This is a genomic window from Pantoea sp. CFCC18177 (assembly GCF_059412425.1).
The window spans coordinates 447823-463662 of sequence record NZ_JBNBPL010000001.1 but is presented as its reverse complement, the minus strand read 5'-3'; the positions used below and the strand labels follow the sequence as shown (position 1 = coordinate 463662).

11 protein-coding genes, 1 tRNA gene and 1 other RNA gene are annotated in these 15840 nt (G+C 52.7%); 7 read left to right on the top strand and 6 right to left on the bottom strand.

Annotated elements, in window-relative coordinates; translation table 11 throughout:
- The first annotated feature begins 605 nt into the window (after positions 1–605).
- Positions 606–1688 carry an acyltransferase family protein gene (locus tag ACPUC8_RS02080; protein WP_039331800.1) on the top strand — a complete coding sequence of 361 codons (1083 nt, stop codon included), beginning with the start codon at positions 606–608 and terminating at the stop codon, positions 1686–1688.
- An 84-nt stretch (positions 1689–1772) separates the two neighbouring features.
- Here ACPUC8_RS02080 and putA read toward each other — a convergent pair whose 3' ends face one another.
- Positions 1773–5717 (bottom strand): trifunctional transcriptional regulator/proline dehydrogenase/L-glutamate gamma-semialdehyde dehydrogenase, encoded by a 3945-nt coding sequence (gene putA, locus ACPUC8_RS02075; protein ID WP_039331801.1) that lies wholly within the window; start codon positions 5715–5717, stop codon positions 1773–1775.
- 445 nt (positions 5718–6162) lie between these two features.
- Here putA and putP point away from each other — a divergent pair, with 445 nt between their 5' ends.
- The 5 genes from putP (at position 6163) to phoH (ending at position 12560) form a co-directional block, all read left to right on the top strand.
- Positions 6163–7647, top strand: a complete 1485-nt coding sequence (putP, locus tag ACPUC8_RS02070; RefSeq protein WP_039331804.1) for a sodium/proline symporter PutP — start codon at positions 6163–6165, stop codon at positions 7645–7647.
- A gap of 260 nt (positions 7648–7907) precedes the next feature.
- Positions 7908–8741: an iron uptake transporter permease EfeU gene (gene efeU / locus ACPUC8_RS02065; protein WP_039331807.1), complete on the top strand. Its 834-nt coding sequence runs from the start codon at positions 7908–7910 to the stop codon at positions 8739–8741.
- A gap of 54 nt (positions 8742–8795) precedes the next feature.
- Complete coding sequence (efeO, locus tag ACPUC8_RS02060) at positions 8796–9914, top strand: iron uptake system protein EfeO (RefSeq protein WP_039331809.1); 1119 nt, start codon at positions 8796–8798, stop codon at positions 9912–9914.
- Positions 9915–9916: 2 nt separating this feature from the next.
- A complete protein-coding gene (gene efeB, locus ACPUC8_RS02055; protein ID WP_039331811.1) occupies positions 9917–11197 on the top strand; it encodes an iron uptake transporter deferrochelatase/peroxidase subunit in 1281 nt (426 codons plus the stop codon).
- Between the two features lie 574 nt (positions 11198–11771).
- Complete coding sequence (phoH, locus tag ACPUC8_RS02050) at positions 11772–12560, top strand: phosphate starvation-inducible protein PhoH (RefSeq protein ID WP_039331813.1); 789 nt, start codon at positions 11772–11774, stop codon at positions 12558–12560.
- A 68-nt stretch (positions 12561–12628) separates the two neighbouring features.
- Here the strand turns inward: phoH and ACPUC8_RS02045 are convergent, their stop codons facing one another.
- Both ACPUC8_RS02045 and ACPUC8_RS02040 read right to left on the bottom strand, forming a co-directional pair.
- Positions 12629–12835, bottom strand: coding sequence for a hypothetical protein (locus tag ACPUC8_RS02045; RefSeq protein WP_039331815.1), 207 nt, complete (start codon positions 12833–12835; stop codon positions 12629–12631).
- Between the two features lie 80 nt (positions 12836–12915).
- Entirely contained in the window at positions 12916–13908 is a 993-nt protein-coding gene (locus tag ACPUC8_RS02040; protein WP_039331817.1) for a nitrilase family protein, read from the bottom strand.
- A gap of 94 nt (positions 13909–14002) precedes the next feature.
- Here ACPUC8_RS02040 and ACPUC8_RS02035 point away from each other — a divergent pair, with 94 nt between their 5' ends.
- Positions 14003–14857 (top strand): LysR family transcriptional regulator, encoded by an 855-nt coding sequence (locus ACPUC8_RS02035; protein WP_039331819.1) that lies wholly within the window; start codon positions 14003–14005, stop codon positions 14855–14857.
- 101 nt (positions 14858–14958) lie between these two features.
- Here the strand turns inward: ACPUC8_RS02035 and ACPUC8_RS02030 are convergent, their stop codons facing one another.
- From ACPUC8_RS02030 to ACPUC8_RS02020, 3 genes are all read right to left on the bottom strand, one after another.
- Positions 14959–15111: a Hok/Gef family protein gene (locus ACPUC8_RS02030; RefSeq protein ID WP_039331820.1), complete on the bottom strand. Its 153-nt coding sequence runs from the start codon at positions 15109–15111 to the stop codon at positions 14959–14961.
- Between the two features lie 341 nt (positions 15112–15452).
- Positions 15453–15583, bottom strand: a non-coding RNA gene (locus ACPUC8_RS02025) — RtT sRNA.
- Positions 15584–15631: 48 nt separating this feature from the next.
- A tRNA-Ser gene (locus ACPUC8_RS02020) sits at positions 15632–15719 on the bottom strand.
- Between the last annotated feature and the right edge of the window lie 121 nt (positions 15720–15840).

Below are 15840 nucleotides of genomic sequence, written 5' to 3'. Positions count from 1 at the left end.
TGAAAAAGCTGCTGCAGCTGGCTTATGGAGTGCTGAAATCAGGCCGCCCGTTCGATGCAGAAATATGTCTTGCCAGGTAACTGGCAAGACGGTATCTACAAGTATCGTGCATAGTTTACGTAGGGTGCGCATTCATGCGCACTTTGTTCCGCCCGACATACCTTATATTAATATTCTCCCCCGTATTAAATCAGTGAAATTAAACTATTTCCGCTGAATATGAATATCCTCTTAGCACATCATGAATATCTCTGCTTATCCATTTGGCACATTTAATAATTATCTGAAAATAATTTGATTATTATTTGGATGTCGAAGTAATGGATTGTTCTTAAATTCCTGCAGTGATTTCACTCTATACATTCCTGCTTTCGTCACGCTTAACGACTCAATTTAAGGCAAATATTCTTAGCCTGCTAAACATTTGATTAATGTTTGGAACTGTAAAGTATTGTTATATCAGGGCCACAAAAAAACTTTTAGGACTTTCGCTAGAGTCATCTCCGTCATGCTTGTTTAATAATTGTTGAATAACCAGAAATGCTTCATTGCTTATTTCCTCATACTTCTCCTTAAAGACCTACACAGCAGCGGGAGTTAATCATATGAATAACGCCAGGAAAGAAGATATTGCATGGGTCAATACCCTCAAGGGGGCCTGCATATTGCTGGTGGTGTTGTATCACACCGTATTACCCGGATTTGAAGGAACGGTGAAATATTTGACGGCCGGTTGGATCCCGGCAGAAATATGGGTGCAGTTTAATACCGTTTTATCTCCACTGCGTATGCCAGCCTTCTTCTTTGTTTCTGGCCTGTTGGCAACCAACGGGATTCTTAATCGCCCGTGGAAGCAGGTGTTTACCAGTCGTATTACCAATCTGTTCTATCTGTACATTTTGTGGGGCTTTATTCAATGGTGGTCTATCGTGGGCATCTCCACGGAAATCACCGGGCAACGTATCTCGCATAACCTTAATGCGGCCTACGCGGGTTCACTGTTTGAGTTCCTCAAGCTGACGTTTATGGCAATGAGTACCTCATGGTATCTGTATGGGCTAGCGCTGTACTTCTTGTGCGCGAAGATATGTCACAAACAGAAAGTGGCCTTGCTGGTGGTGGCGGTGGTGTTCAACTATCTGGCGGTGGAGAAGATCATTCCGTACTGGGGACCACAGAGTGTGGCTCAGTACTTCCTGTTCTTCTTACTGGGGGCGTTCTGGAGCCCACTGATGCTGCGGATGAGTGAATGGCGTCGTGAGAACATTGTGCCATGGGCTTTGCTGGCGGCGGTCTCGGGGATTCACATCATCTTTGGTCTGGATAAGAGCTTATTCCTGTGTGTCATCGCAGTGTTGGCGAGCGTGGCGGCCTGCCGCTGGCTCAATGCGCACTTCAAAATGACCTACTTCAACTGGATTGGGCGTAACACCTTACAGATATACGTTATCCATCGTATTTTCATTGAGTACTTTGGCATGTCAGCGATCTTGTTCGCTCAACGCCATCACTTGTTTGATTATGCGTGGTTCTCGGTGCTGTGGGCGTGTTTCTATCCGATAGCGATAGTGGGAATTTGCTCGCTGTGTTCCGTGGCGGTGTGGTCCCTCACTAACCGTGGGTTGGGGCAGTCGCTGTTTGTGTTCCCGACTCTGATTGGGATGAAGCGAGGTAAGACTGCGGCGTAATTAAAAAAAGGTCGCCATCAATGGCGACCTTACATGTCAGGTGCGCATTTATTCGCACCTGATCATTTTTCGTGGATGATGCTATCAACCGATGGTCATCAAACTCGCATTCCCGCCCGCCGCTGCAGTGTTCACGCTCAATGAACGCTCAATCAACAGACGCTCCAGCAGCAGATTGGTTTCACCGCGCGCAAAGCCTTGCACTGACACAATCGCACCGTCACGCGCCGCCACCTGTTCGCACAGATGACGCAGCTGATCGGCATCGCCGTGATAGATCACTGCATCAAACTCAGCCGCTAATGCCTCTTTCACTAGCACCACGTGTGCCTGTACCGCTGCGGGCAGTTTTGCCCGCAACGCACGATGCAACTCATCGTCCTGCCACAGCGCCTTACTGCCTACGCTGGTCACTGCCGCCAACTGCGTCAGTGCGTCCTGCTCGTTGTCCGACAGGCACAGCACATGCTCACGCGGCAACAGGGTGAAGGTATTGCGTTCACCCGTTGGGCCTGGTAACACGCGCACGGTACCGGCCTGCGCCAGTTCGTCATAACGCTGACACAGTGCCAGCAGTTCTGGCTTATCTTGCGCCCATGCCAACAATGCCTGGTGCGCACTCATCAATTCAGCACGTACGCTGCTGTCTGCTGGACGCTCCGCATCCTGACGGTTAAAGGTTTTCAGCAGTGCACTGTCTGGACGGTTCGCCAGTAAGCGATAGAGATAGAGTGGACCACCGGCTTTCGGACCGGTACCTGATAAGCCTTCACCGCCGAACGGCTGCACACCTACCACCGCACCGACCATGTTGCGGTTGACGTACAGGTTACCGACCTTGGCACCGGCGGTGACCTGCGCGATGGTTTCATCGATGCGCGTATGCACGCCCAGCGTCAGGCCGTAACCGGACGCGTTAATCTGATCGATAAGCTGCGGTAGGTTGTTACGCGCAAAACGCACCACGTGCAGCACCGGACCGAAGACTTCTTTATCCAGATCGCTCACCTGATCCAGCTCAATCAGCGTTGGCTTGATAAAGGTGCCGCTGTTCCACTCTTTGCTGTCTTGCGGATTCTCCTGCGCTGCCTGATACACCGTGAAGCCTTTGTTACGCATCGCCAGGATGTGACGCTCAATATTGCCTTTGGCTTCGGCATCAATCACCGGACCGATATCGGTTGAGAGGCGTTCCGGGTTACCCATGCGGCACTCGGCCATCGCACCGCGCAGCATTTTCAGGGTGTGTTCTGCGACATCATCCTGCACGCATAGCAGGCGCAGTGCCGAGCAGCGCTGACCGGCACTGTCAAACGCTGAGGCAACGATATCCACCACCACCTGTTCTGTTAGCGCAGATGAATCGACGATCATCGCGTTCATGCCACCGGTCTCGGCGATCAGCGGAGTAGGGCGACCTTGTGGATCGAGACGACCGGCGAGGTTGCGTTGTAGCAGAGTAGCGACAGCGGTAGAACCGGTGAACATCACACCACGGACACGTTCATCGCCAGTCAGCTGTGCGCCAACGGTCTCGCCCTGGCCTGGCAACAGTTGCAGCACGCCCGCCGGGACACCGGCATCCAGCATAATCTGCACCGCCTGCGCAGCAATGAGCGGCGTTTGCTCGGCGGGTTTCGCCAGCACGCTATTACCCGCTGCCAGCGCGGCAGCAATTTGACCGGTGAAGATCGCCAGTGGGAAGTTCCATGGGCTGATGCACACTACCGGTCCCAACGGACGATGGGTTTCATTATCAAAATCGTCACGCACCATACCCGCGTAGTAATAGAGGAAATCCACCGCCTCACGCACTTCGGCAATCGCATTGTTATAGGTTTTACCCGCTTCACGCACCAGCAAACCAATCAACTGCTGCAACTGGCCTTCCATTGCTTGCGCTGCACGTTCCAGGATGGCAGCACGCTCTTGCGGTGGAGTAGCAAACCAGATCGGACCGGCATTGACTGCCGCATCCAGCGCTTCTGACACTTCTGCTTCGGTGGCGTCACGTACGCTGCCCACCACATCGCCAGGGGCTGACGGGTTGAGCACCGGGCGGCTAATGCCTTCACCGAGGTCAGCCTCAACCAAAGGTTGTGCGATCCACGGCTGGCTGGCGCTGTTCAGCAAGGCGCTGGAAAGCGATGCCAGACGATGTTCGTTGGCCATGTCGAGGCCCGCCGAGTTAGCACGATTCTCACCGTAGAGATCGCGCGGCAACGGTATTTTTGGATGCGGTAAACCAACGGCACCTTCGCTGACGCCCATTTTTTCTACGGCGGTCACCGGATCGGCCACCAGTTCGTCCAGCGGTAAGCTGTTATCGGCGATACGGTTAACGAAGGAGGTATTGGCCCCATTCTCCAGCAAACGACGCACCAGATAAGCGAGCAGGGTTTCATGCGTGCCGACCGGTGCATAAATACGGCAAGGGCGGTTGAGCTTGCCGTCGGCCACTTTGCCCACCACCTGCTCATACAGCGGTTCGCCCATGCCGTGCAGGCACTGGAACTCATACTGACCAGGATAATAGTTGTTGCCTGCCAGCTGATAGATCGCCGCCAGCGTATGGGCGTTGTGGGTAGCAAACTGCGGATAGATTAAGTTCGGCACCGCCAGTAGTTTGCGGGCGCATGCCAGATAGGAGATATCGGTGTACACCTTGCGCGTGTAAACCGGATAGCCTTCCAGACCATCGATCTGCGCGCGTTTGATCTCACTGTCCCAATACGCGCCTTTCACCAGACGGATCATCAGACGACGACGGCTGCGCTGAGCCAGATCGATCAGTGAATCAATAACAAACGGGCAGCGCTTCTGGTAGGCCTGAATGACAAAGCCGATACCGTTCCAGCCATCCAGCTCCGGCTCGAAGCACAGCTTCTCCAGCAGATCGAGCGACAGCTCCAGACGATCCGCTTCTTCCGCATCAATATTGATGCCGATGTCATAAGAGCGCGCCAGCAAGGTCAGTGATTTGAGGATCGGATACAGCTCATCCATCACGCGCTCATATTGCGCGCGACTGTAGCGCGGATGCAGTGCGGAGAGCTTAATCGAAATGCCTGGGCCTTCATAAATGCCACGGCCGTTAGAGGCTTTACCAATAGCGTGAATCGCCTGCTGATAAGAGACCAGGTAAGCTTTGGCATCGCTGGCGGTGAGTGCGGCTTCACCCAGCATGTCGTAAGAGTAGCGGAAACCTTTCTCTTCCAGTTTGCGCGCGTTGGCCAGCGCTTCAGCGATGGTTTCACCAGTCACAAACTGTTCGCCCATCAGGCGCATCGCCATATCCACACCTTTTCGGATCAGCGGCTCACCGCTCTTACCAATAATGCGGTTCAGTGAACGTGACAGGTTGGCTTCGTTGTGGGTAGAAACCAGACGGCCGGTAAACAGCAGACCCCAGGTTGCCGCGTTGACAAACATTGACGGGCTGCGCCCCAGATGTGATTGCCAGTTGCCGTTGCTGATTTTATCGCGGATCAGCGCATCTCGGGTTGGCTTATCGGGAATACGCAGCAGCGCTTCTGCCAGACACATCAATGCCACGCCTTCCTGTGAGGAGAGGGAGAACTCCTGCAACAGGCTTTGCACCATGCCAGCGCGTCCGGTTGCACCTTTTTGGTGCCGCAATTTCTCCGCCAGACTGTAGGCGAGTTGATGGGTTTTTTCTGCCAGTGGGGCAGGGAGACGCGCCTGCTCCAGCAACATCGGCACCGCGTCCGTCTCAGGACGACGCCATGCCGCGGTGATGGCAGAACGTGTCACCGACTGCGGCAGAATGTGTTCCGCAAAGTCGAGGAAAGGTTGCAGAGCCTCGTCTGGCGTGCCTTCTTCGCTGGCGGCATCCGCCAGTTGCAAGGGAATTTCAGGCAAGGATTCACCCGCTTCTAACTGCGTGAGGTAGTTAAAAATCGCCTGCTTGATCAGCCAGTGTGGTGTGCGGTCAATTTTGTTTGCAGCCAACTTAATGCGATCGCGGGTGGCTTCATCCAGCTTCACCCCCATGGTAGTGGTTCCCATGAATTCCTCGTCTTTAAATGATGTCGTCAAATCCAGCGTGGCAGCACTATCACTTAAGTTGCAACTTTGTGCAACCTTGTTAAATGTGACCTGAGTTGCATGTTTTTCACTGTCTGAGTTGTTAAAACCGAATGAATCGGCATGAAACTTGCTGCAAGAATCTCGCCAGGGTTGCAACCTACCTTAACCATCGACGTTTTAAATGGATTTGGGTGCAACTAAAAGTGTGAGTGAGTGCAACCTATTGGCATTTAAAAATCGAAGTCAGGTGAAACCAGTGTGACAGCTGTGTTAAATGCATTGTGCGCGCCGCCCCTTTGCGGCAGGATACCGCGCCTTAAGAGGAATCGCTTTCTCTGGATGCGGTAAAGCCCTGAGTTATCCCGTTCCGATAACCCAGGAAAAAAGATTGCTCTTAATGGATTACATAATAAGTGGAGAGAGTATGAGTGTAAGTACACCGATGTTGGTGACCTTTGTAATTTACATCCTCGGGATGGTGCTAATCGGTTTCATTGCCTACCGTTCAACCAAAAGTTTTGATGACTATATTCTGGGTGGTCGCAGTTTAGGCAGCGTTGTTACCGCCTTGTCCGCAGGTGCATCGGATATGAGCGGCTGGCTGCTGATGGGCTTGCCAGGTGCCATTTTCCTGTCCGGTATCTCTGAGAGTTGGATTGCCATCGGCCTCACCATTGGAGCGTGGCTGAACTGGAAAATTGTCGCGGGCCGCCTGCGTGTGCAAACCGAACATCATGACAATGCCTTAACCCTGCCAGATTTCTTCTCCAGCCGTTTCGAGGATAAAAGTAAGCTGCTGCGTGTTATCTCCGCAGTGGTGATTCTCATCTTCTTCACCATTTACTGCGCATCTGGCGTGGTTGCTGGTGCACGTCTGTTTGAAAGCACCTTTGGTATGGATTACCAGACGGCGCTGTGGGCCGGCGCGGCAGCCACCATTCTTTACACGCTGGTGGGTGGTTTCCTGGCGGTGAGCTGGACAGATACCGTTCAGGCCAGCCTGATGATCTTCGCGCTGATTCTGACGCCGGTGTTTGTGATTATTGCAGTTGGCGGTCTGGATGATTCCCTGGCGGTCATTGAAGCGAAAAGCCTCGAAAACCTCGACATGCTGAAAGGGCTGAATTTTGTCGCGGTGATCTCACTGCTCGGTTGGGGCTTAGGCTACTTTGGTCAGCCACATATCCTGGCGCGCTTTATGGCTGCAGACTCCCATCGTTCAATTCGTGCAGCACGTCGCATCGGTATGACATGGATGATTTTGTGCCTGGCCGGTGCGGTGGCGGTGGGCTTCTTTGGCATCGCGTACTTCCAGAATCATCCTGAACATGCGGCGGGCGTCAGCCAGAATGGCGAGCGCGTGTTTATTGAACTGGCGCGCATCCTGTTCAATCCATGGATTGCCGGTATTCTGCTTTCCGCGATTCTGGCGGCGGTGATGTCCACGCTGAGCTGTCAGCTGCTGGTGTGTTCAAGTGCCCTGACCGAAGACCTGTATAAAGGCTTCCTGCGTAAAAATGCCAGCCAGAAAGAGCTGGTGTGGGTAGGCCGTTTGATGGTGCTGGTGATTGCGCTGATAGCTATCGCGTTAGCGGCAAATCCGGAAAACCGCGTGCTGGGCCTGGTGAGCTATGCATGGGCAGGCTTCGGTGCCGCCTTCGGTCCGGTGGTGTTGTTCGGTGTGTGCTGGAAGCGCATGACGCGCAACGGCGCGCTGGCCGGTATGGTGATTGGTGCGCTGACCGTGCTGCTGTGGAAGAACTACGGTTACACCGAGCTGTATGAAATTATCCCTGGATTCATCTTCGCCAGCATCGCGATTGTAGTGTTCAGCCTGATCGGCAGCGGCCCGTCAGAAGAAGCTCAGGCGCGCTTCGCCGCGGCTGAAGCAGAATACAACACCAAGTAATTTTTCAGTTTTGTTGCAAACCCGCCCGTAAAATGGCGGGTTTTTTGTTTTTAGCATTCATTGCCCAATGCCCCGTATAGCGATGAAGAGGGTCAAGGTCCCATAAAGGCCATACATTAATTCTGTCTCCCACTCCGCAAATGAGAAATTATTTCATTAAGTGACTTGTATTTTTCCTCCCTGTAATGATAATCGATATCGTTCGCACTTTACGTATTTTTACCTAAGGTTTACCCTCCTTAACAATCAAGAGGTTGGTGATGTTCGTACCGTTTCTCATTATGCTGCGTGAAGGTCTTGAAGCAGCGCTCATCGTCAGCCTGATTGCCAGTTACCTGAAACGCACCCAGCGCAGCCAATGGTTTCCTGCAATGTGGGCAGGTGTCTTCATTGCGGCTGCGCTCTGCCTGGCACTTGGCATCTTCATCAACGAAACCACCGGTGAATTCCCGCAGAAACAGCAGGAGCTGTTCGAAGGCATTGTGGCTGTTGTGGCGGTGGTGATCCTGACATCTATGGTGTTCTGGATGCGCAAAGTCTCGCGCAATATCAAAGCCACACTGGAACGATCGGTTGATCAGGCGTTGCAAAAGCAGGGCGGAAGTGGCTTCCCGCTGGTACTGATGGTCTTTCTGGCGGTGGCTCGTGAAGGGCTGGAATCGGTATTCTTCCTGCTCGCTGCCTTTACCCAGGATGTGGGCTATGCGCCGCCGATTGGTGCGGTGCTCGGTCTAATCACCGCTATTGTGCTGGGCATGCTGCTCTATTACGGCGGTATTCGCCTCAACCTGGGCAGCTTCTTCCGTTGGACCAGCCTGTTCATTCTTTTCGTGGCTGCTGGCCTGGCGGCGGGGGCGATTCGTGCCTTCCATGAAGCCGGACTTTGGAACCATTTCCAGGATGTGGCTTTTGACCTCAGCAACACGCTCTCAACCCATTCGGTAATGGGGACGCTGCTGGAAGGCATTCTCGGCTATCAGGAAACGCCTAGCGTCAGTGAAGTGGCAGTCTGGTTAATTTACCTGATCCCTGCACTGTTGCTGTTTTTCTTCCCGGCACGCCCAACGGCCAATGCCGCTCGCACTACACGCTGAAATTAAATCAGGCGCGATTGCGCGCCTGTTCTTCCATGTAACAGGGATATCACTATGACGATTCGCTTCCGCCGCAAGGCGCTGTTGGTTTCAATGCTGGCTCTCTCAGGCGCCGCTTCTGCTGCATCCATCCCGCAGGTCACGGTTACCGTCACCGACAAACAGTGCGAGCCGATGTCACTGAATGTGCAGGCAGGGAAAACCCAGTTCATCATCAAAAACAACAGCCAGAAAGCGCTGGAGTGGGAAATCCTGAAAGGGGTGATGGTGGTGGAAGAGCGTGAAAACATCGCGCCTGGCTTCAGCCAGAAACTGACGGCTAACCTCGAAGCGGGCGAATATGACATGACCTGTGGTCTGCTCACCAACCCGAAAGGCAAACTGGTGGTCTCTGGGGAGTCGAAAACCGCTGCCAAAGGCAAAACCGACATCATGCAACTGGCTGGCCCGATTACCGACTACAAAACTTACGTGATGAGCGAAGTCAAAGAGCTGGTGGCGGGGACGCAGGCCTTCACCGATGCGGTGAAAGCGGGCGATTTGGAGAAAGCCAAAGCGCTGTATGCGCCAACGCGTGCGCACTATGAGCGTATTGAACCGATTGCGGAACTGTTCTCCGATCTCGACAGCAGTATTGATGCCCGTGAAGACGACTTCGAGAAGAAAGCGGAAGATCCTAAATTCACCGGTTTCCACCGTATCGAGAAAATCCTGTGGGCTGACAAAACCACCAAAGGTGCAGAAGAGTTCGCCACTAAGCTGAACCAGGATGTGTTGGATCTGCAAACCCGTATCAGCGAACTGGCATTCCCGCCAGCCAAAGTGGTCGGTGGCGCTGCCGGTCTGATTGAAGAAGTGGCGGCCAGCAAAATCTCTGGTGAGGAAGATCGTTACAGCCGCACCGACCTGTCTGACTTCCAGGCTAACATTGATGGCGCACAGAAAATCGTTGATCTGCTGCGTCCACAGTTACAAAAAGCTAACCCGCAACTGCTGGCGAAAGTTGACGCAAACTTCAAGAAAGTGGACGGCATTCTCAGCAAATACCGCACCAAAGACGGATTTGAGTCTTACGAGAAGCTAACCACCGCTGACCGTAATGCGCTGAAAGGGCCGATCACCACCCTGGCGGAAGATCTCTCCCTGTTGCGCGGTACTTTAGGTCTCGACTAATCATGAGTAATAAAAATGACGCGGCGCAACCGTCGCGTCGTCGTTTATTGCAGGGATTAGGCATGCTGGGCGGCGCTGCCGCCCTCAGTGGCGGCTGTCCGTTCCATACGGCAGCCGCGGCTGACAGCTTCTCTCCCGGCACGGTTGCACCCGATGGACGCCAACAAGCGCAACCCTTCTACGGCCCGCATCAGGCTGGCATTATCACTCCGCAACAGGCATCCATGATGCTGGTGGCATTTGATGTCTTAGCCAGTGATAAAAGCGATTTAGAGCGCTTGTTCCGCCTACTTACCGCGCGCTTTGCTTTCCTGACCAAAGGTGGGTCAGCGCCAGCAGTGCCTAACCCGCAGCTGCCGCCGATGGATTCCGGTATTCTCGGTGCCGATATTGCACCTGATAATCTCACCATCACCTTGTCAGTCGGTACCTCCTTGTTTGACGAGCGCTTTGGTCTCAGCGCCCACAAACCGACGCAGTTGCAAGCCATGACGCGTTTCCCCAATGATTCGCTTGATGCCGAGCAGTGTCATGGCGATCTGTTGATCCAGATTTGCGCCAATACCCAGGACACGGTGATCCACGCACTGCGCGACATCATCAAGTACACCCCAGATCTGCTGGCGGTGCGCTGGCGTCGTGACGGCTTTATTGCGGACCATGCTGCACGCAGCAAAGGTCAGGAAACGCCCATCAACCTCTTGGGCTTCAAAGACGGCACCGCGAATCCAGATACGCACAATAATGCACTGATGGATCAACTGCTGTGGGTCACGACCAATCAGCAAGAGCCTGCCTGGACGGTGGGTGGTAGCTATCAGGCGGTGCGTATTATTCGTTTCCATGTTGAAATGTGGGACCGTACCCCGCTGGGCGAACAGCAGACCATTTTTGGCCGCGAGAAATTATCCGGTGCGCCATTGGGTATGAAAAATGAACACGATGTGCCGGATTACAGCAAAGACCCCGATGGTGATGTGATTGCACTCGATGCGCATATTCGCCTCGCCAACCCACGTACGCCTGCAACCGACAGCAGTTTGATGCTACGCCGAGGTTACAGCTACTCTTCTGGTATCACCGGAGCAGGGCAGTTAGATATGGGGTTATTGTTCGTCTGTTATCAGCATGATTTAGCCAAAGGCTTTATAACGGTACAGAAGCGTCTGAATGGCGAAGCGCTGGAAGAATATATACGCCCGATTGGTGGCGGATACTTTTTCGTTTTACCCGGTGTCCCTGATGAAAAACATTACCTTGGGCAGCCTCTACTGCAGGCTTGATTAATAAATGCACAGTTCCTACGCAGCGATAAGGTCGCGTAGGGGCTTTTTTTACTTGCAACAAACTTTCCCCCGGCCTCTTCCACTTCCGAATGTTCTGAAAAAGTTCGCCGCGCACTAAATAATCCATCACTCTGAAAGATATAGATAATTTAATTTAAGACGAAAGTTCTCATGCTTCGCTTATCTGTTTTTCTTTAGCGTGACGTAAAAATACTGTTGCAAAGCATGGTTAATTTGATGCACTTTACTCATAAGCGTTGTCAGTTGTGTGGCTAAGTCCACTGGAGTTCGCGCATGACCCGGTCCTTCTATGGACAGTTAAATACACTTCAGCTAGCGCAGTACACTGCGGGGGATTTCTTCCCTCCAAAGTATCCTCTTCACTTTTCAATTATCGTTTCCGAACTAACGCCAATTCTTTACCGGTGCGCTACAGCGCTTCGTCGTTGTTGCACACTATTCTCAATGGCCAGACTCGGCTTACAAGGAAGCCAACGAAACCTCTAAAGCGTTCAAGTCATCGCCGCGGGTGATCCGCCGCGATAAATGAAACCAACTGTAAGGTGCCACTATGGGAAGACAGAAAGCAGTGATCAAAGCGCGTCGTGAAGCAAGAAGAGTCGTTCGTAGTGATTCTCGCAGTCACCGTCAGCGCGAAGAAGAATCGGTCACTTCGCTGGTGCAGATGGGTGGGTTGGACTCAATAGGCATGGCGCGTGATTCACGCGATCGTGGTCCGATTGAAGCCAGAAATGAAGCTCAGGCGCACTATCTTAACGCCATAGAATCGAAACAGCTGATATTCGCTACCGGTGAAGCCGGTTGCGGTAAAACCTGGATTAGCGCAGCCAAAGCGGCTGAGGCCCTGATCAATAAGGACATCGAAAGGATAATTGTGACGCGCCCGGTTCTGCAGGCGGATGAAGATCTCGGTTTCCTCCCCGGAGACATTTCCGAGAAGTTCGCCCCGTATTTCCGACCGGTATACGACGTTCTGGTTAAACGTCTCGGCGCTTCCTTTATGCAGTACTGCCTGCGACCCGAAATCGCTAAGGTAGAGATCGCGCCCTTCGCATATATGCGCGGACGTACCTTTGAAAATGCGGTGGTGATCCTTGATGAGGCTCAAAACGTTACCGCCGCACAGATGAAGATGTTCCTGACACGCTTAGGCGAAAACGTGACGGTTATCGTCAACGGCGATATCACACAGTGTGACTTGCCGTCTAACGTCAAATCTGGTCTGGCCGATGCGTTAGCGCGCTTCGAAGAGGATGAGATGATTGGCGTGGTGCGTTTCGGTAAAGACGACTGCGTTCGCTCGGCACTCTGCCAGCGCACGCTGCATGCTTACAGTTAACCTTTTAGAAGTAGATTGAGAGTGTAGCGAAGCAAAACCCGGCGCAAGCCGGGTTTTTTTATTCCCGGTTAACCGGGATCAGTTGAGCGAATCATGAGTTGATTGTTGGGGAAGTCTATTAACACTGCATGGTTCTGCAGAAAGTTGGTCCCTAATAATCCATCCGCTTTCATATGTTGAAAATCACCTTCAAGAACTAAGGCGTTCACGTTAAATTTCCCTGGTGCGGTGTCTTTAATATGAACCTGAGTCGCCTCGCAATTATCGTTATCCATCTCAGCCCACAGTCATTTTTTAATATTTATTGTCGGTGTTTATTTATGCGAAGCAGTTTTAACTTATACCTCAGAGGGCTTTAATCACTGGCTCGTGATTTAAAACAAGGCGTTTCTTGTGAAAACCGGGCGGTACGCGCATCACGCTCATAACCTTGCGGTTCACACAGCAGATGATAAAGCTCGGGCCGACGGCCATGGATCCAGCGTCGGCCGGTGGACATGGCGAGCAAAGAGAGATCCAGCTCGGCACTGACCAGCGCATCCCGGAAGGTGGTGGTTTCATTGATAATGCGGCCATAGGGATCAATCACCATCGCATTGCCTGTGCGGATCTCGCCGTTATCGAGTCCAACGCCGTTACTGAATAACAAGAACAGCCCATTATCGTGTGCGCGTGACGGCAACCAGCGCATCAACCAACCGCGTCCGCTGTCTCCGGCTAAAGCAGCTTCAAGTGCATCTGGATTCTGCTCCCGCTTCTCCCACAAACTGAGCGGAATCGGCTTCATGCCGAAGGGGCTACGTGAATGCGTACCGCCGGTCTGATGTGGTGCAATCAAAATATCGGCACCGAGCAGGGCGGTAATGCGCACGTTATCAGTCAGGTTGTTATCCCAGCAGATCAAAATCCCAATACGCACTCCCCATGGCGTATCGAACACGGTGAATTCATTCCCTTGGGAAATTGCTGGGTGTTCAAATGCGTGGATTTTTCGATGGATATGACGCTGACCATCCGGCATGCACATCGCATAGGCATTGTAGAGCTGGCCATTGCGATGTTTCTCAATGAAACCAGCACCGATTGCCATTTGGTACTTCTCTGCCAGCATCGCGATACGTGCCAGCGAGGGGCTGTCATCACTGCGTTCAGCCAACGCTTCCACCTCTTCAGCAGGGAGATCCGGAACATGCCAGTAGCCAGTGATACACATTTCAGGGAAGGCGAGAACCTGGGTCTTATCCTGTGCAGCTTGTTCAATGAACTGCTCCATGGTGGAGAGATTGTAATCTTTGTCCCCGGCTCGATGACAAAACTGTACCGTTGCAACACGAAGTTTTTTATCCATTTGGTTTTCTCGTTTGGGAAATTGGACGCTATTTCACCAGAGAGATATCAACGGTGTATAATCACAAAATCTCGCATTTTGATAACCAAACGGAATGGATATTAAACTTCTGCGCGCCTTCGTGACGCTAGCCAAAACAGGGTCGTATCATGCGGCCGCGGACATACTGTGTGTGACACAACCCGCGCTCACTAAGCAGATACAGACACTGGAACATATTGTTGGTGTCACGCTTTTTCAGCGCGGGCGTAATGGCGCAAGGCTGACTATCGCTGGTGAGCAACTGTTGCCAAATGCCCAGGATATTGTTGAACGGCATACACAGTTTTGTGCGTCAATCGCTAATCTGCAAAGCGGTCATGCGGGAAAGCTGACCGTTGGGTTTGGTATCTCGTCATTTCGGCTGGCTCCCGAGCGGGTAGCGTCATTCCGCAATGTCTATCCGGGCGTGCAGGTGTCATTGAATGACATGCCCTCTGCGGTGCAGTACCAGCAACTGATTGAGGGGCGTCTTCAGGTAGGATTTGTGCGTCTGCCGGTGCCTGAGCCTTTGTGCAGTCTGGCACTGGGCGAAGACCAACTGGTGCTGGCGGTTGCTGCCGATTGCGCTTCAACATCGACGACCTTAATCGAAACCCATCAACTGTTGCAGCTCTCGCCGTATCGCGGTGACGGGCTAACGGAGCAGGCACAGCGTTATCTTAGTGCTCATCACCTTAAGCCGCGCACAGTGGCGGCCGCCGATGATATCCAGACATTGCTGGCATTAGTAGCGGCAGGTGATGGCATCGCATTACTGCCCGCCAGTGTGGCGCATATCCTGCCCTCAGCCGTAAAGTTGTTATCGCTTGAGGGTGAACATACGCGCTGGCAAACCGGCATGGCCTGGAATGCGCAGATTAAAGACCCAGTAAGAGATAACTTTTTGCATCTGGTGAGAAGTAACTAAAAGCGTTTTCGGGCTCTGGGGGAAAGATAAAAGGGCGGGTGCATTGAGGTCAGCCATGCCAACAAGAGAGAGTGGCGGGAGTTTCCTCCCGCCGGTTGCTCTTACTTCAAGGATTCGTAAGCCATGAATGCAGCAACCTCCATGTGGCCGGTTCGGATTCGTACCTCACAGAGGTCTTTTCTCGTGACCAGTATCACGGCCAGCACTGCCGCGATGAAGAAGATGGCGATCAAGATCGCCTCACGCTGCTTCATGGTTGCTTCTCCTTGCCTTTCGGCACGTAAGACGCTACCTTTCATGTTGTCTGGCATTAAGGGTAGGCCTCGGGTTGATTGAATAAATCTCTCGGGGCTTTCTTCTTTCTGCCGTCAGCAATGCTTAAGACAGAAAGCCTCAAGCACCCGCCCGAATACTACTTATCCTGATACAAGCTCACAATGAGATGCCTTGTAGTCGAATTCTTAATTCGTGAAAAGTTTGACCGCTGGAGTTAGATGATGAAATTGAGCAACCTCAATTTCATAAGTCGGCGGTGGGCGGCGGGAAATGAAAATAAAAATGCCCAGTTGTTAACTGGGCACTTTCATATAAATAATGGCGGTGAGAGGGGGATTGATTCGCTGCGCTCACCCTTCGGGCAGCGTCGCAGGCTCCGTTGTCCAACTGGCTGACGCCAGTTGTCGAACCCCAATCGGGGCTTCTCATCCCCCTCAGATCGGCGGGAAATGCAAATAAAAATGCCCAGTTGTTAACTGGGCACTTTCATATAAATAATGGCGGTGAGAGGGGGATTCGAACCCCCGATACGTTGCCGTATACACACTTTCCAGGCGTGCTCCTTCAGCCACTCGGACATCTCACCACGTTTTTTCCGCTAACCGCACTGGGTCAACGGGGCGCTACTATAGGGAGTAACCCGAAAACGGTCAAGCCCTATTTTCTCCTTTTCTTCTATTCGCTTAAGCTCTGTGCAGCTTGCTGCA